Genomic DNA, 17,401 nt, shown 5'->3' with positions numbered 1-17,401 from the left:
TGCTTTTTTGAACTTAAATTATTGTAAGTACTTAAAATTAATATGTAAAATAATGGTCCTACAGCTTAAGAACATTCCGTACAAACTCCTCATTCTGGGAATTTTACTTTTAGTTTTTTCTTGTAAGACCAAGAAAAGAACAGAGGATAGCTCGATAGCAAATTCCCAGAATAAATTCACCAAATGGGTGAATCCTTTTATTGGTACGGCACCTCTTACTGATCCCGACAAGATTGGATATACGCCTCCAGAAGGATGGCGGGTTTGGGCGGGTCTTACTTTTCCAGGTTCATCATTACCAAACGCTATGGTGCAACTCAGCCCTATTACGGAATATGGTTCCGGTGCTGGATATGAATATGAAGATGAAGAGATTCTGGCCTTTGCACATACAAACAAAGGCCATTGGAATTTGGTGAATATTCCTGTTTTACCTGTTTCCGGAGAGGCTTCAAATCCCTTTAAATCCACTTTTTCTCATGATACGGAAAAGGCTTCCCCCGGGTTCTATGAAGTCTTTCTTGAAGATTTCAAGGTGAAGGTAAGGCTAACATCTACCTTAAGAGCAGGTATTCATGAATATAATTATGAGGATAAAAAAAACAGGAAAATTCTTTTTGATTTAGGAAAAGCAAACAATCGGGTTTCCGATTGGGAGATCACCACCCATGGCAATAATGAAATCAGAGGCTACCAGCGAGTCGGAAGAGATAGAATTCATTTCGTCGCTAAACTCAATACAGTAATAGAAGACTTTGAAGTGACCGAGCAGGGAGAAAGAGACGGTTATGCCATGGTTTATTTACAAGATGGTTCCGAAGAGGTGCTTATGAAAATCGGTCTCTCCTATGTTAGTACAGAGAATGCGGCAGAAAACCTGGAACAGGAAATAGGAACGGCGTCTTTCGAGGAAATTCGAAATAGAGCAAATGAAACCTGGGAAACTCTATTATCTAGCGTTGAGGTTAGTGGTGGTAATGAAAAACAAAACGAAATGTTTTATACATCCTTCTATCGCAGTTTTTTATGGCCGGCATTGAGGAGTGACGTCAATGGTGAATTTACCGATGTTAACGGAGACGTGGTCTCTGCAGATTTCAATTATTATACAGATCCTTCATTTTGGGATACTTACAGGAACAAGCTTGTACTGTTGACAATTGTTTCTCCGGATGTGACCAGAGATGTTATAAAATCTCTCATAGAAAAAGGTGAAAAAACAGGTTTTATTCCTAATTTCTTCCATGGAGATCATGCTGCACCTTTCATTTCGGGTGCTTATAAAAGAGGGTTGAGAGGATATGATGTTGAAAAAGCTTACGAATTACTTTTGAACAATGCTTATAAGGAGGAAGGACCCAGAGCGCATATCCTGGAATATATTGATAAAGGCTATATTTCAGATCCTAATGTAAAAAATCCGGAAGTGGAGACTAAAGGAAATGCAGGTGTTTCTAAAACGCTGGAATATGCTTATGACGATTATTCTCTTGCATTATTGGCAAAGGAGCTTGGAGATACACAGCATTATGAGGATTTAATGAAGAGATCAGGTAATTATAAAAATGTTTTTGACAGTTCTACTAACTTCATGCGCGGTAGACTCGAAAATGGTGATTGGATAAGCCCTTTTGATTCAGAGTACCCCTATTATGAATACATGTTCAGAGAAGCCAATGCGTGGCAGGTTTCTTTTTTTGTTCCCCACGATATGACTGGATTGATTAAGCTCTACGGGGGTGAAGAAAATTTTGAAAAGAAGCTGGATTCCCTTTTTACCGTGCCGTGGAACCCTAATCATATTGCAAGAAATGTTTCCAGCTTTATAGGGCAATATTCCCACGGAAATCAACCAGGACATGAAGCGCCTTTTTCTTATTATTTCATAAACAAACCAGAGAAATCTCAGGAGATCATTGATAATATCTTGGAGAATTACTACGGAATAGGTGAAGAAGGGTTGGCACTTTCAGGAATGGATGATGCGGGAGAAATGTCTTCCTGGTATGTCATGGCAGCTACCGGTCTATATTCTTTTTCACCGGCCGATGATGAGTACATAGTAACAGTGCCTATCTTTGAAGAGGTTAAATGGAACATTCCCGGTAGTAAGCAGTTGGTTATAACCAACCCCAATTCCGGTAGAAAACTGCGTGAAATACAAGTAGACGGTCAACCTATTGATGGTTACTTTGTGCCTCACGATCTTTTTATCAACGGTGGGAAAATTGAATTAGTCACAGATAAAAATTAAAAGCTAATCCGTAAAATTTTAAAAACATCTTATGCACTTTGGAAAGATGTTCTAAAAATGTAGAATACCAGTTGGTTTTACACAAATTTATCCTTCTGATTTGATAAGCAATATCTAACAGCAGGAAATAAAAGATGTTGAAAGTGTAATGAATATATATAAAGATAGAAGGATTGTAATGACCTTAGACGCGGGAGGTACTAATTTTGTTTTTTCAGCCTTACAGGGGGGAGAAGAGATTGTACCGCCAATTATTTTAAATTCGAGTCCTTCAAATCTTGAGTTGTGCCTACAAACGATAATAGATGGTTTTACTTCTATAAAAAATCAACTCTCTCAAGAGCCGGTAGCTATTAGTTTTGCTTTTCCAGGCCCGGCTGATTATGAGAATGGAATAATTGGAGACCTGCCTAATTTTGGATCATTCCGTGGAGGTGTTGCTCTTGGCCCAATGCTGGAAGGTATCTTTCAGCTTCCTACCGTTATTAATAACGATGGTGATCTTTTTACATATGGAGAGGCTGTTTCCGGATTTTTGCCCAAAGTAAATGCGGTCCTGAACAAGAAAAATGCAGGTAAGACCTACAAAAATTTAATTGGGATAACACTGGGAACTGGCTTTGGAGGAGGAGTGGTCGTTAATGGTGCAATATGTAAGGGAGACAATTCGGCAGCCGGTGAGATGTGGCTTATGCGAAATTATAGAGAACCCCGGTTAATAGCGGAAGAAGGAATTAGTATTAGAGGGATCCAACGACTGTATAAAAAGTTTTCGAAAGATAGCGCTTCCTATTCCCCAAAGGAAATTTACGAATTTGCATCTGGCAAAAGAAAGGGGAATCAGGCTGCTGCTGTTTCTGCATTTGAGGAAATGGCGATTATTATAGGAGAATCTTTGGCAAACGCAATCACTCTTATTGACGGACCAGTGGTGATAGGAGGAGGAATGGCCGGAGCCTCCGAATTCCTGATACCAAAAATCGTAGATCATTTAAACGGAAAGATTGAGAATTATGCGGGAGAAAAAATGCCAAGACTGGTCTCTAAAGTTTATAATCTGGAGGATTCCCATTCCTATGAGGAATTTTTAAACTTTAAATCAAAAAAAATAAAGGTTCCTTTTGTCGATAAAGAAGTTCAGTATTCCGATGAAAAAGCAATTCCAATTGGAATTTCCACCCTGGGAACCAGTAGGGCAATATGTTTTGGTGCTTATGCTGTGGCATTAGCCCATTTAAACAAAATGGCGAGGGTTTAATTTGAGGAATAGAACAGTCTATCTTGGGTTTTACAAGTTTGCTAGTGCGCCAAAAAGGGGATTTAACGAATTCAATTTAGCATTCAAGAACCAGAGATTTAAATTTAAAAGCAATATTATGGCAAATTGTAAAGTGAAGATTATTTTGTTTTTCGTGATTACCACGTTCTTTAACCATTACAAATTAATTGGCCAGTGGGCTCCTGCAGGTGAGAAAATTAAAACTGAATGGGCTGCAGAAATAGACCCTGATAACGTTTTACAAGAATATCCTCGCCCCATAATGGAACGCAAAGACTGGAAGAATCTAAATGGATTATGGAATTACAGCATTAGGCCATTAGGGGAATCAAAACCTGAAAAAAATGATGGAAAAATTCTGGTTCCTTTTCCGGTAGAATCCAGTCTTTCCGGAGTTATGGAAAACGTTGGTTCCTCAAACGAACTGTGGTATGAAACAACTTTTGATGTTCCTTCCAGCTGGAAGCGCAAAAATGTCATCTTAAATTTTGGTGCTGTAGACTGGAAAGCAGATATATGGCTTAATGACGTAAAAATAGGCTCACACTCTGGTGGATATGCACCTTTTTCATTTGATATCACTCCTTTCCTGAAGACAGGTGGCCAAAACCTAACTGTTAGGGTTTGGGATCCATCCAATGAGGGGCCGCAACCGCGTGGAAAACAGGTAAAAGATCCTGAAGGGATATGGTATACTCCGGTGACAGGTATTTGGCAAACGGTGTGGATAGAACCTGTGTCTGAAAAAAGGTTTGAACATTTAAAATTCACACCAGATATAGATAGAAATACCATTAAACTGAAGCCTGAAATATCGAAGGTCAACTATGGAGATTTAGTGGAAGTTGTCATTTTAGATAACGGCAGGGAATTGAAGAAGGTGAGAACAGCAATGGGACAGGAAGTAGAAATCCAATTAGATAACCCTAAGCTTTGGTCTCCGGAGTCACCCTATTTATATAGAACCGTTGTGCGGTTAATTAGTGACGGAAAGATTTTAGACGAGGTAAAAACATATTTTGCCATGCGTAAAATCTCTACCAGCAGGGACGAAAACGGAGTGGTGAGGATGCAGCTGAACAATAAAGATTACTTCCATTTTGGTCCTCTCGATCAAGGTTGGTGGCCAGATGGGCTTTATACAGCTCCAACAGATGAGGCTTTAAAATATGACATTATTAAAACAAAGGAGTGGGGTTTTAACATGATCCGAAAGCACGTAAAGGTAGAGCCTGCGAGATGGTACACCCACTGTGATGAAATTGGAATTCTGGTGTGGCAAGATATGCCTAATGGTGATGAACAACCTATCTGGCAAATGAGAAAATACTTTGACGGGAATGAATTGCAGCGAAGTAATAATTCAGAGCAGATTTATAGGAAAGAATGGAAAGAAATTATGGATTATCTTCATTCTTACCCAAGCATTGTAGTGTGGGTTCCCTTTAATGAGGCGTGGGGCCAGTTCAAAACTGAAGAAATTACCGAATGGACAAAACAATATGATCCTTCCCGGCTTGTCAATTCTGCAAGTGGAGGTAATCATTTTCAAACCGGTGATATACTTGATCTTCACAATTATCCCGGGCCCGAACTTTACCTGTACGATGCACAAAGAGTGACCGTATTGGGAGAATATGGCGGAATTGGTCTGCCTCTAAAGGGTCACTTGTGGCAGCCGGAAAAGAACTGGGGATATGTGCAGTTCAACAATTCTGAAGAAGTGACAGATAAGTATATAGAATATACCAATACTCTGGAGAAACTTGCAAAAAGAGGCTTTTCAGCAGCGGTTTATACCCAGACCACAGATGTTGAAGGAGAGGTTAATGGTTTAATGACCTACGACCGAAAGGAGGATAAGATGAATGTTGAACGGATAAGAGAAGCAAATCTTGAAGTTATCAATGCAATTCATGACGATGCAGAATAAAAAGTGCATCAAACCTCCTATCGTTCTAAAGGAGTAGTTATTAAAATAAGGTGTTCAAGAAGGATCACCTTATAATTTATTTATGGGCCTGTAACCTCTTTACTTCACGCGACTCGATTTATGTCTGAGTATGTTCTAATGGTAAACATGTAAAAAATATTGAAAAATAAGATTATGTTCCTTTATTTTTTCACCATAATATATATAGGTCTTGTGGCCCATATATAGATTTATATATGTATTTTCACAAATCTTAAAACACGAAGCGTATCCAGAAACTGAGAAGTTATGTAAGGATGATGCGGGGTTGATTTCTAGGTTTGAAGCGAACATTCTTCATGAAAAAAGCGAAAAAGCAATCTATTAAAGGTATAGCCGAAAAATTAAATATTTCAGTAACAACTGTCTCCTTTGTTTTAAATGGAAAGGCCAAAGAAAAAAAGATTTCCGATGAAATGATCAAAAAGGTCAAGGCCTATGTAAAAGAAATCAATTACAAGCCTAATCAACTCGCCCAAAGTTTAAGGACGGGAGAATCGAAGATTATTGTCTTCATGGTAGAGGATATTTCTAACTACTTTTTTGCAAGTATAGCGCGTAAAATAGAAGATTTGGCTTATGATAAAGGCTATAAGGTACTGTTTTGCAGTAATGAAAATAAGGATTTAAAATCCCGGGAACTGATCAAACTTTTTAAGGAAAGGCAGGTAGACGGATATATTTTGAGTCCGAGTCCGGGTATAAAAGAAGATATACAGGAATTAATGGATGAAGAAAAACCGGTAATTTTATTTGACCGCTATTTTCCTGATTTAAACACCAATTATGTTGGGATAGACAATGATAACGATTCTTACAACGCGGCACTTCATCTCATTGAAAATGGGTATAAAAAAATAGGTTTTGTTACCTTGAACACGGGGCAAACCCAAATGGTGGCTAGGAAAAAAGGCTATCAACGAGCAGTTAAAAATCATGATTTGCCTGAAAAAATTCTTGAGATAGAATTTGAGGCAGGTTATTACGATCATCAAAAAGAGTTGATTAAAGATTATATTTTTAGCGAAGATTTAGATTCAATCTATTTTTCTACAAATTATCTTACCCAAAGCGGACTAGAGGTTTTTAAAGAAAATTCGCCGGAACTAATCGATAAATTCGGGATTCTTACCTTTGATGATCATGATTTTTTTAAGATTCATACTCCTTCTATTTCAGCTATTTCCCAGCCAAGAGAGGAAATGGCTACGGAACTTATGACTTTGATGCTGAACCTTCTCGATAAGAAAAATTCAAATCCTGAACCCAGGAAAATCATTATTAAAAGTACTCTTCATGCAAGAAATTCTACTATCCGTAAAAACAGATAAGTAAATATTATATTTTAGACCATCTCATGACAACCTTTGTCAGTGCTGTTTTTAGAGTGAAGAATTGCATTTTAAATGATAGAATTTTCAAATATGCTTTTTCAAATTATTTGTTTAACTCTTCAGTTTGAATCCCCTATTTAGATGCTAACTTATTGTTTTGTAAATTAAGTTTTGTAATGCGCCCTCAACTGTCCTGCAAAGATTAATAAGTTCAGAGATTAGGATAATACCAGTTCATATCATTTGATATATGACTCATAATAGGAAGTTAAACTTTTCTGAACGGTGCCGAATTCGGTGAGTGCTAAAATAGGCGCTTTCGAAGGCCTTGCCAAACAAGAAATTTCCTGGATAGCTCGAATCTCGTCCAAACGTAAATTGCAAAAGCCTTTCAGAAATGAGAGGCTTTTTTTATGGGGTGAATTCTGGTGTGGCTCTTCGCAAATTCCTCCCCAACTTTTGAAAATGATCCATTTAGGAATGATCCGGAATGGTGACTTTCTATCTAATTTTCTAAAAACTCAGTCCAGCACCAAAATTTAGATTGGAAGTGTATTCCCGGGCATTCAAAGGAGTTTTGCTGTCAAAATAATAATTGTAAACTGTGAAAACCTTAAACCATTTGCTAAGTGGAATATCCATTCGAAATTGCTCGAGGATTCTGTAGTCATTCAATTCCATGTAGAGCGGTTGATAATAAATCGTATTGGCTATAGAAAATTTATTAGATTTAGCTGTATAGGACAGCGTAAAGTAGGTACTGTTGCGATGATTGTATCTAGTAGTTCCTGCCTGCTCACTATATTCCACTTCATATATATAGCTATTTCCGGCATAACCAGTGAAACGCTTTTTATCTACCCATTTTGTTCTCAAGCCTGCGCCAATGAGGTTGCGTTGTTCTACAATTAGAAGTTGGTTATATTGCCCCTGAATGAAACTTTCCAATCTTAGTATTTCAATAATTTTATAATTAAATCTGGCGTGCAGAAACCATGCATTTTGTAGATTTTCTTCTCCGGAATCGATGAACTGATAGCTACCCAGAAAGAAATAGATTTTTCGAAGGTCTTTTGATTTTAATTGGGTAGTTAGCGCAGCATCGATTTGGTTGACCTGGGTACCGTCATTATTGGAATGATTAAATGAAAAGTCTGCGTTTAAAGTATAACGTATCGAATCGGTCTGCATACGTTTGGATTCAATATTTACCAGTTGAGCCGAAAGAAATCCGGGAGTAAAAAAAAGTATAGCTAAAAGAAGAATTCTAATCATAACATGGAATGAAAACCAAAAGTAAAAAATCTTCTTACGGTTTCCATTAAATAAGATGGTTCAAAAAAATTATTATCTTCGGAATAAAGATGGGGTATATGATGAGCAGCTACAAGAAAGAAGCCTGTGTGGGAAATTTATTGCAGGTGAAACAGGCAAAAATTCGTGGTGCAGACAGGGTTGAGCTATGCGACCGATTGGATCTTGATGGGATCACTCCCTCCAGGGATTTCATAGTTGCGGCCGTAAAAACGGGACTGCCGGTAAGAGTGATGATTAGGCCGCGGGCTGGTGATTTTATTTATTCCGAAGCTGAGTTCGATGAAATGATTGATTCCATAAAATTGTGCAAAGAACTGGGCGTGGAAGGAGTTGTGTTTGGAATCCTTGATAAAGAACATAATCTGAATTTTAAACAAATTGAGAGACTAGCCGAAATTGCTTCGCCTTTAAAAGTAGTAGTTCATAAGGCCATAGATGAGACCCCAAATCCTGTAGATGCGGTAAGAAATTTATTAAAAATTGAAGCGGTTTCAGCTGTATTGACATCTGGAGGCAAATCAACGGCTCTTGAAGGAGAAGAAATTTTGAAGAAGATGCTAAAAGTAGCTGGCAGGAAATTCGAAATTGTGGCGGCAGGAAAAATTACCGATAAAAATATACATGAGGTTCATCACCTTGTTGGCGCAGGTACTTATCACGGGAAAAAGATTGTTGGGGATTTAAATTCCAACGCAAAAGAATCAGCCCCCACAAAGAATATTTATGGGGGCTGATCTAAGAATACCTTCCTTATTTTTTAGATTCTGCAATAGAAACTTTACGGAATTCCTTTAATAATTTCTCAAGTTCCAAAGATGACTTTCTTGCTCTGGTTCCAGCGCTTTTATTGCCGTCTTCTAATTGGGTATTGGCATCTTTCTGAAACGATTCAAAAGTAGTCTGGATGTTTTCGATAAGATCTTTCATGATAATATTTTTAAGTTTATGATGGCGAAAATAACAGAATAAACGCTGTCTACCTTGAAATTTTGGTTTTTCTAACAAGTACTTCTCTAATGTTTAACAACCCAGGAGGCATGTCATGATGTGAGCATGAAGATTTTCAATATTTTACAGCATACATCTTTAAAAGTTAATTTATTCCATGGAAGCGCCGGAAAGGATAAAATTCCAACGCTTTTCTGAGCTGAGCTTTCGAGAAATATGCTTAAAAATGTCACTTTTGGATAAGAATATCAGGTTTTATTGATCTCGAACCTGCATGAAGAACTATTTCCAAAGCATTCCAGCCCTTTTGCAAGAAGTGACATTTGCAATTTTGATGTACATTAGATAAAAAGTAGGCAAGGAAATGAACTTCTAAATACCATTTTTAAAATCTCATGAATCACGGGTTTACATCTGTTTTTTCTGCAAAATAAAATATTTCTTCTATTGGTTTCTGAAATAATGAAGCCATCTTAAAAGCCAGGGGCAGGCTTGGGTCAAATTTTCCTTTTTCTATAGCGTTAATGGTTTGCCTGGAAACATCCAGTTTTTCTGCTAAATCTGCCTGTGTCAGGTCGTGTTCGGCCCTGAGTATTTTGATCCTGTTTTTCATTTGTACCTATAACTTCCGTAAATAACTCCAGCTAAATAAGTGAGAGCAATTAGAACCACCAGGTGGGAAATTTCTGCATCGTAATGAATCAAATTTGCAATGTCCATCATGGAATAAGCTAAGCCCGCTACTACTGCTATACCAAGGCTTATTCCCATTGCTTCAAGTTGAATCTTGCGCTGCATTTCATCCTGTGCCTTAAGATGTCTCCTGTTGGCCAGGATCATTCCAATTCCTATAGCAAAGTTCACAGCAATTGCAACTCCACTGATTACAGGATTAAAATCCCAGATTAATTTGGCCCCAAAGGAGACGATAGCCATTGTAATTACCCAGGCAGCGGTCCATTTAGCAAGATTAACTGTGTTCTTCCTGATCCTGGCCTGAAAGTTTTCATTAGAATTTTTCATAGTTTCAAGTTTGTAAAGTTTACTTTACACGAAAGTATATAAAAATTTCTTACTAGAAAATAAAACTTTACATTTAGTAAAATAAACTTTACATAATTTTTCATTGGTCGAGTTTACAATGTTTTCTGCATTATCTTCCCTTGGCGCTCTATAGGAAAAGAAGTTACATTGCCTCTTCGAATAATATGTTTTTCGAAAATTCTTCTGAAGGTAAGGTCATCTTTTTCCCTACTAATCAATCAGGCAGTACCTTTCTGCGCTTCAGCTACATTTTTCACCAGGGTGTATAAGGGTTCCAGAGGGTCTTCAGCAGCTTAAATTCTTCAATTTTTATTGTCTATTAAAAACTAGTAATTATATATTTGCCTGCTGCTTTCAAAACATTGAAGGGATAAAATTCTGTTAAGTTCAGAGTTATTGCAGTTTTGGATGTTTTACAGCTTAAGAAATTGACTTGATTTCGGCTCGAAGTGTCGAGCTAAACATAATATAAAAAGCTCAGAGCTTTTTCAGTACTTACGATTAGTTGTGTTGTTTGTGGTAAATCTTTTGATTTACCTTGGTTTAGTAAACCAATGAGAAGCTTTTCCTATTTAGGAGAGGCTTTTTTGTTTAAGGGCTTCTATGAATTTTTTATTTGCTGAAGAAAATTATCGGGTTACTTATATTCTGATAGAGGAATCGAGCATAATCCGGTGGATTTTATTATTCAATATCTAAGGGAAAGATGGCTCCTGGTTTTTCTGAATAGTACAAAAATTGGAAATCTGGAAGGTCTTTATTTAAAGTGGGTCTGCTCAATGCTGTTTCGTATTTGAAATATGAGTTATCTCGAAAAGCCTTCGTATGATTTTAAAAAAATAGGACAAGGGAAGTCTTTAAACGGGGTTGACAAAACAATAGTGTTAAACTTCGACACTATTAATTGATTGTGACGTTTGTGTTCCAAGGCTGAAGTGGTTTAGAGAAATACCTACTTATAGGTATTTCTTTCAGAGGAAAATTGGTGTAGGTTTATTATGAAATAAATATCAACCATGAAAAAACTACAACAAGCATTTACAGTTTTGGGGCTCTTTTGGTGCACGGCTTCTTTTTCACAATCTTACATAGGCCATACTCTGGATCATTATAGCGGAATTCAGGGAATTACGCTTAATCCTTCTTCAGTAGTAGACAGTAGGCAAAGAGCAGATATTAATCTTTTATCTGTCAGTGCTTTTGGCGGAAGCGACTATTTAGGTATGGATATAGGCAGTATTTTGGAAAGTGAGGAAGGCTTTAGTTTTGATGACAGTATGGAGGAGTTCCCTTCAGATCAAAACCAGTTTTTTCTGAATACAGATGTTCTTGGGCCCTCTTTCATTTTTAATCTCACTCCTAAAAGCAGTATTGGGATCATTACCAGGGCAAGAGTTTTTCTAAATCTTAATAATTTAAATGGTACCCTCTATGAAAATATTTCTGAAGATTTTGATGAGAATGAAAATTTTGATTTTGAATTAAATAATTTCAGCGGGACCATACATGCATGGGGAGAAATAGGTTTTACTTACGGACATATCCTTATGGATAACGGCAGCAATTTCCTTAAAGGAGGAGTTACTCTCAAATACCTGCAGGGAGCAGGTTCCACCTTTATGAATACCTCCTCTGCGATAGGGCAGTACAATGCTTCCACAGAGGTTCTGTCTTCCTCGGGTGCTTTCAGCTATGGTAGCAGTCAGGATTTTGATAGTGGAGAAATTGATTTTGAAAATTTAAGTTCCGGCTTTGGGGGCGATATAGGTTTTGCTTATGAATATCGCCCTTACAGTAGTCTTGATACTATTGCTCACAGCGATTACACAGTAAAAATAGGTGTTTCTGTAACCGATATTGGAAGTATTTCTTATAGCGAAAGCATGGTGACTACCTACGATCTAAACAACTCTGTAGACCAAAGTGAATTTGAAGATGATTTACAAACAGTACTGGAAGAAAATTATGAAGGTGTTGAAGAAGAATTAAAAAGTACTATTAGCCTTCCCACCGCATTTCATGCTTTTGTGGATTACAAAATGCAGAAGCGGCTCTTTGTAAGCCTGCAGGGGTCTCTCTCCTTGATAGGGGCAGAAAAGGCACAGGCTAACAGGATCATCAATTCTTTGGTGGCTACGCCGCGTTACCAGGCCAGGTGGTTTAGTTTTTATCTTCCTGTGGGCTTAAGGCAGTATGATGGATTGATAATGGGTGCTGGATTGCGTTTAGGACCATTAAGCCTAGGTTCCGGTTCTATAATTAGTAATTATATTTCCGATTCCAGTAAAACAACCGATGTCTATTTAGGTTTAAAAATTCCTATTTATAGATAATTTAGCCGTACTGCTTTGTGAGGCATTTCTTCAGCTTTTAAAGTAGTAAAAAAGAGGCCGCATAAGACATTTTTTTACTTAATGTTCTTTTGTGGCCTTTCTGTATTTGCTGCTTAAATCTTCCCTTAGAAAGCACTTTTTGGGGCAGGATTTATGAGTTATTTTAAACCTTTGTTAAGAAACATTGCTAGGAAAAGTGTATTACATACTTTTATCCTCATAATTTACCAGTTATATGAATCCCTTTAAAGTTAATAAAGTTGTCGTAGTAGCGCTTCTTTTATTTTGCCTTCTTGCCGTGTTGTTCTTTCAGTACCTCGAAACACTTATTTAGCCATAATTCTAGAAGCAAAGATTCCTTTGTTTTAACCAAGCCTTAACTCAGTTTCTGAAGATTAACAACTAATTTTTGATCTTGAAAAGATTAAAAATCAAATTGTTATGAGAAAAATTCTACTACTTCTATTTCTAGGCAGTATTTCATTGAACGCGCAACAGCAGGACAGCATTATTTCTGAAAGTATTACGGGACATATCTTTAAGCCTAAAATTGTCAAAGCTACAGATGAACGTATTTCCCAGTTGCAGTTACCGGCAGGCTTTAAAATTGAAAAATTTGCTGAGGGTCTTAAAAATCCGCGTATCATCGAGGTGAGCCCTCAGGGAAATATCTATGTAAGTACACGCCAGGATGAGGTGCTTCTGCTTAAGGACACCAACAACGACGGGAAGGCAGATCAACAGCAGGTGATCGCTTCTAAACCACAATCTCATGGCCTTGCCTTTCATGACAATATGTTTTATCTCATTACTGTAAATGAAGTTTTTAGTGCGCCCATGAATGAAGATGGTACCGTAGGGGAACTGGAAAAGATCATAGAAAATCTTCCCGATGGCGGGCAGCATCCAAATAGAACAATAGCATTTGGACCCGATGGGATGTTATATATTTCTGTAGGAAGTACTTGCAACGCCTGTGATGAGACTCGTGAAGAAAATGCTACGATGCTTCGTGCAAATCCCGATGGCAGCAATAGAACCATTTTTGCCAAAGGATTAAGGAACACCATAGGGTTTGACTGGCACCCGGAGACAAATGAGCTTTTCGGGATGGATCATGGCATAGACTGGCTGGGAGATAATGAGCAAAAGGAAGAACTAAACCGCATTACCGAAGGTTCAAATTATGGCTGGCCTTACATTTATGCTGACGGAAAAATCAATGAAGCCGATGAACCTGCCGACATGAGCTGGAAAGAATATGCCGAGATGTCTACAGAACCTGAAATGCTCTTCACCGCCCATAGTGCGCCCATGAATCTGAAGTTTTACGAGGGCGAAATGTTTCCTGAAGAGTATAGAAATTCAGCTTTTGTCACTTTTAGGGGTTCCTGGAACCGCAAACCTGCTTCGGGTTATAAGATCATGAAAGTAGATTTTGAAAATGGAAAACCTGTAAATTCTGAAGATTTTGTCACGGGTTTTCTAACCGATGATGGTCAATCACGTTTCGCACGCCTGGTAGGCCTCACTGAATTGCCAGATGGTTCGCTCCTGGTAACCGATGATGAAAACGGAATCGTCTACAGGATCTCATATGAGGATTAGCGATATTGCAGTGATAAATGAAATTGTTGTTCATCCAAATCCGCCCTCTTTTCGGGGCGGAATGGTTGAAGAAAGCAAGCCTTTTTTAACCTTAATCTTTTAGCTTATTTTCTTCTTCAATGTCTTTTGCTAAGGCCGATGTTTCCCCCCTTGTCTTTAAATGCTCCACGACAGAATGTACATCTTGCTTACCGTAAGTCTGGTGTAGTTTCGCCACTGCCTGAATTCTTATTGGCTCACACCAAAAGCCGGTGATGTGTGGTAGGTGATCTTCCACCATTTGCTTTGGAAGTTCGTGGTAGTACAAAGGCTTCTCCTGCCCCTCTTCAAAATGTGCAATTAATTTTTCAAGAGAATTTTCCAACTCGTTGCGGGACTGAAGCTTCAGCCTTACATTTACATGCACCGCCGAATAATCCCAGGTGCTAATATCCTTTTCCTGATACCATGAAGAAGAAACATATCCATCGGCGCCTTTAAAGATCAATAGAGCTTCCTCACCGTCTTTTAAAGACTCATACTGTTCATTGTGATTGGCAATATGTCCGTATAATGTAAAGTCCTCCGGTTTTCCCTGAACGAGTATCGGAATATGCGTTGCAAGTAGCTGCTTCCCCTGCATCACGAAAGTGGCAAATGGGTTTTGTTTTATAAATTCGAAGATATAGGCAGGATCTTCTTTTCGATATTTTTTAGGCTGATACATAACTGTAAAGGAAAGCAGATTTGGCGAATTTGCAAAAACATCAACTTTTATGTTATGTGAATCCAGTAAAATCATTTGTAAGTTTGAAGTTAAATTTAGGCAGAGATAAATTTGGAGTGACAAATTTTATTGCGTCCATTCTTTCGGAAATTAATTTTTAAAGTAACCGTTACGAAGTTAAAGTCCTGTTATTTAAAAAGTCTTTAACTGCTCACTCATCATAAAAAATCGATCTTGAGAAAAATCAGAAAAAATGGAACTTAAAAATAAAGTAGCAGTTGTGACAGGTGCCAGTAGCGGCATTGGGGAAGCCATTGCCCGCAAACTTTCTTCAAAAGGTTGTAAGGTGGCGCTGGCAAGTCGCAGCATCGATAAGCTACAGAAATTAGAAAAGGAATTAGAAACCGATACCTTGGCTGTTCGTCTGGATGTTACCGATACCGGAAGTGTGCAGGGTGCTTTTGAAGACATCTACCGGGAACTCGGGCAGGTAGACATATTGGTGAATTGCGCCGGAGTCATGCCGCTCACGTATCTCAAGAATCGTCATCTCGATGAATGGTTGCAAACCATAGAAGTTAATGTGAAAGGTACGCTGCGCTGCATTCATGAGGCGCTTCCGCCCATGAAAGTGCGAAAAAGTGGCCATATTGTAAATATTGCTTCTGTTGATGGGAAAGAGATCTTTAAAGGTGGTGCGGTGTATGGAGCTTCCAAAGCGGCGATTATTGAGCTTTCAAGAGCAATGCGAATGGAACTATCACCAGATTTTAATATCAGAGTAACTTCTATTGAACCGGGAACGGTGGCGACCAATCTTAGGGATGATATTAGCGATAGCGAACTGCTTAAAGAAAAAGATTACAGCTACGATGAAGAACCTCATCTTGAGCCCGAGAACATCGCCGATGCTGTATTATATGCAGTTTCTCAACCGGACAGTGTGAACGTAAATGAGCTTCTTATAAAACCTACGGGGAAAGCTTAAAGAATTTCAAAGTATAGGTAATCAAACGCCGTCATTCTGAATTTCTTTCAGAATTGCATAATGAAATTCCGGATGACGAACATATGAGAAGTAGCATAGCAAAAGATTTTCTCAATTAAATCTTTACAGTAGGAAATGTCTTTTTTTAGGTGGATTCTAAAGCCAGTTTAGGATACTGTTGAAAAATGGCATTTTAAAATAGTTTTCAAAATGAGCGGGAACGTGTGCGTTTTCCGTTCGTTTTAAATTATCTCGTAATGAATTGGTTTAAAACTTCCGCCATTACTGTCTTCAGCGGAGCATGCGGTGAGAGCTACGATAAGATCCATTTCGGCTTCAAAAAGAACGTGATCCCCGGCCTTACTTAAGGGTGGATCAACGCTCAATTTCCCTTCAGCATCAAATTGTACATTCATAAAAATATTGAATGCAGTAGGGACATCATCGGGTTCAATACCATAAGGAGCCAGGTTGGTGTATAAATTTTCAAAGCAACTCGGGTGGTAATTTGGGTTGTTGTACATGATTTTAAAAGTCTCAGGACTGCAGGGCGCAAGCAAAAAGTCGTTGCGACCGTTCGTGTCTTCCAGGATATTCATCATTTTCCGGCTTCGGTTGCTCCAGAGATGGTTTCCTTTAGTGATCAAAATACTTTCTTCGAAATCTAGCGTTTTTCCTGAAGAAATCTTTTCTTTTGAATCATCGGCATTAAAAAGTACCATATCACTAACCTGTTGTCCCTTTGGATCAATAACCTTCAATTTTTGCCCTTTTTGAAGCTTAAAAGCGGCACCCGATTGTTTTTCAATTTTTTGAATCATAAATAAAATAAATGCTGAAAAGTTTCCTGTTTCGAAGTAATTAGAAAAGTGGTTTTACGAAGTTATAAAATTTGTAGAAGCACAAACGCGTGAAGGTCTATTTGTGGTGAAAAGGACATTTCCACTTTTCACCCACTGCGCGACCACTATACTGCCGGGCTTCACTTTTCTCTCCAAAATCTTCCAGCATAGGGTTGTTATTCCCCTGAAGTTCAAAATCTCTTTCTCTTATTTTATTCCGTACGTTTCCATACGCACCCATTTCACGTAATTTCTCAAACTGCCAGTGCAGGTTGAAAACCATCACCGGGAAAGGACTCTGTCGGGCCATTCTTGAGCTACCTGGGTGCATCCCCACCAGGTAAAAAGCTTTACCTGCAATGCTAAAGCTAAAATTTTTACTATCAGCTTCGGGGCTTACCTCTTCATCCCAGGCCGCTTCATCAATTTCATGAATGTATTGCAGCTGTTGCCAGAGTTTTTGTTCAAACTCCTCTTCACTCATTTTTTCAGTATTCCTGAAAGCAGCGACAAAAGTGAAGAAGTCGTTAGAGCTGAAATCGTATTTAGAAAGGTAAGATTTTAGATCTTCCAGAATTTCCCCTGCCGCAGCAGGCGTTCCAATTTCGCCATAGGCGTGAAAATCAACTTGTTTTTGTGTGAAAACGCTTTGTGCCATCACACAGGGGTGATTACCTGCAATAATGAAATCTTCAAATTGCGATTCCATTTCTTCTTCGCGTGGTGGGGCTTGTGTAAGAATTTGATTTCCGGAAGTCATATATAGATTTCTTAGT

The 17,401-nt window shown here is 38.2% G+C and carries 15 protein-coding genes; 8 read left to right on the top strand and 7 right to left on the bottom strand.

The genetic code is table 11. The annotated features are described in order from the left end of the window. Positions 1-52 precede the first annotated feature (52 nt). The 4 genes from ACOV1Q_RS00195 to ACOV1Q_RS00180 all read left to right on the top strand — a co-directional run bounded on the left by ACOV1Q_RS00195 (position 53) and on the right by ACOV1Q_RS00180 (position 6,836). Positions 53-2,254, top strand: coding sequence for a GH92 family glycosyl hydrolase (locus ACOV1Q_RS00195; RefSeq protein ID WP_424492415.1), 2,202 nt, complete (start codon positions 53-55; stop codon positions 2,252-2,254). Between the two features lie 148 nt (positions 2,255-2,402). Next, positions 2,403-3,512, top strand: coding sequence for an ROK family protein (locus ACOV1Q_RS00190; RefSeq protein WP_424492414.1), 1,110 nt, complete (start codon positions 2,403-2,405; stop codon positions 3,510-3,512). Positions 3,513-3,630: 118 nt separating this feature from the next. Beyond that, positions 3,631-5,466, top strand: a complete 1,836-nt coding sequence (locus ACOV1Q_RS00185; protein ID WP_424492413.1) for a glycoside hydrolase family 2 protein — start codon at positions 3,631-3,633, stop codon at positions 5,464-5,466. 338 nt (positions 5,467-5,804) lie between these two features. Continuing rightward, positions 5,805-6,836, top strand: coding sequence for a LacI family DNA-binding transcriptional regulator (locus tag ACOV1Q_RS00180; RefSeq protein ID WP_424492412.1), 1,032 nt, complete (start codon positions 5,805-5,807; stop codon positions 6,834-6,836). Positions 6,837-7,352: 516 nt separating this feature from the next. Here the strand turns inward: ACOV1Q_RS00180 and ACOV1Q_RS00175 are convergent. Continuing rightward, complete coding sequence (locus ACOV1Q_RS00175; protein ID WP_424492411.1) at positions 7,353-8,114, bottom strand: DUF481 domain-containing protein; 762 nt, start codon at positions 8,112-8,114, stop codon at positions 7,353-7,355. Positions 8,115-8,212: 98 nt separating this feature from the next. On the opposite strand from ACOV1Q_RS00175, the gene ACOV1Q_RS00170 reads away from it, so the two are divergent. Next, positions 8,213-8,890, top strand: coding sequence for a copper homeostasis protein CutC (locus ACOV1Q_RS00170; protein ID WP_424492410.1), 678 nt, complete (start codon positions 8,213-8,215; stop codon positions 8,888-8,890). 16 nt (positions 8,891-8,906) lie between these two features. Here the strand turns inward: ACOV1Q_RS00170 and ACOV1Q_RS00165 are convergent, their stop codons facing one another. From ACOV1Q_RS00165 to ACOV1Q_RS00155, 3 genes are all read right to left on the bottom strand, one after another. Next, on the bottom strand, positions 8,907-9,083 hold the full coding sequence (locus ACOV1Q_RS00165) for a histone H1 (protein WP_424492409.1): 177 nt from the start codon (positions 9,081-9,083) through the stop codon (positions 8,907-8,909). A 421-nt stretch (positions 9,084-9,504) separates the two neighbouring features. After that, positions 9,505-9,717 (bottom strand): helix-turn-helix transcriptional regulator, encoded by a 213-nt coding sequence (locus ACOV1Q_RS00160; RefSeq protein WP_424492408.1) that lies wholly within the window; start codon positions 9,715-9,717, stop codon positions 9,505-9,507. Continuing rightward, positions 9,714-10,127, bottom strand: a complete 414-nt coding sequence (locus ACOV1Q_RS00155) for a hypothetical protein (RefSeq protein ID WP_424492407.1) — start codon at positions 10,125-10,127, stop codon at positions 9,714-9,716. The genes ACOV1Q_RS00160 and ACOV1Q_RS00155 overlap by 4 nt, the downstream gene beginning before the upstream one ends. 1,037 nt (positions 10,128-11,164) lie before the next feature. Here ACOV1Q_RS00155 and ACOV1Q_RS00150 point away from each other — a divergent pair. Together ACOV1Q_RS00150 and ACOV1Q_RS00145 are read left to right on the top strand one after the other, a co-directional pair. Then, the gene (locus tag ACOV1Q_RS00150) at positions 11,165-12,481 is read left to right on the top strand and encodes a DUF5723 family protein (RefSeq protein ID WP_424492406.1); all 1,317 of its coding nucleotides are present in this window, start codon (positions 11,165-11,167) and stop codon (positions 12,479-12,481) included. Between the two features lie 441 nt (positions 12,482-12,922). Further along, entirely contained in the window at positions 12,923-14,089 is a 1,167-nt protein-coding gene (locus tag ACOV1Q_RS00145) for a PQQ-dependent sugar dehydrogenase (protein WP_424492405.1), read from the top strand. Positions 14,090-14,180: 91 nt separating this feature from the next. Here ACOV1Q_RS00145 and ACOV1Q_RS00140 read toward each other — a convergent pair whose 3' ends face one another. Continuing rightward, a complete protein-coding gene (locus tag ACOV1Q_RS00140; RefSeq protein ID WP_424492404.1) occupies positions 14,181-14,870 on the bottom strand; it encodes an FMN-binding negative transcriptional regulator in 690 nt (229 codons plus the stop codon). A 178-nt stretch (positions 14,871-15,048) separates the two neighbouring features. On the opposite strand from ACOV1Q_RS00140, the gene ACOV1Q_RS00135 reads away from it, so the two are divergent. Continuing rightward, positions 15,049-15,783: an SDR family oxidoreductase gene (locus ACOV1Q_RS00135; protein WP_424492403.1), complete on the top strand. Its 735-nt coding sequence runs from the start codon at positions 15,049-15,051 to the stop codon at positions 15,781-15,783. A 242-nt stretch (positions 15,784-16,025) separates the two neighbouring features. On the opposite strand, the gene ACOV1Q_RS00130 is transcribed toward ACOV1Q_RS00135, so the two are convergent. After that, the gene (locus ACOV1Q_RS00130) at positions 16,026-16,604 is read right to left on the bottom strand and encodes a DUF1989 domain-containing protein (RefSeq protein ID WP_424492402.1); all 579 of its coding nucleotides are present in this window, start codon (positions 16,602-16,604) and stop codon (positions 16,026-16,028) included. A 97-nt stretch (positions 16,605-16,701) separates the two neighbouring features. Beyond that, positions 16,702-17,385 carry a guanitoxin biosynthesis heme-dependent pre-guanitoxin N-hydroxylase GntA gene (gntA, locus tag ACOV1Q_RS00125; RefSeq protein WP_424492401.1) on the bottom strand — a complete coding sequence of 228 codons (684 nt, stop codon included), beginning with the start codon at positions 17,383-17,385 and terminating at the stop codon, positions 16,702-16,704. Between the last annotated feature and the right edge of the window lie 16 nt (positions 17,386-17,401).

Origin of the sequence: Salinimicrobium maris (genome assembly GCF_049680855.1) — a bacterium.
In the GTDB taxonomy this organism is placed as follows: domain Bacteria; phylum Bacteroidota; class Bacteroidia; order Flavobacteriales; family Flavobacteriaceae; genus Salinimicrobium.
This window is presented reverse-complemented; position numbering and strand designations above follow the sequence as displayed.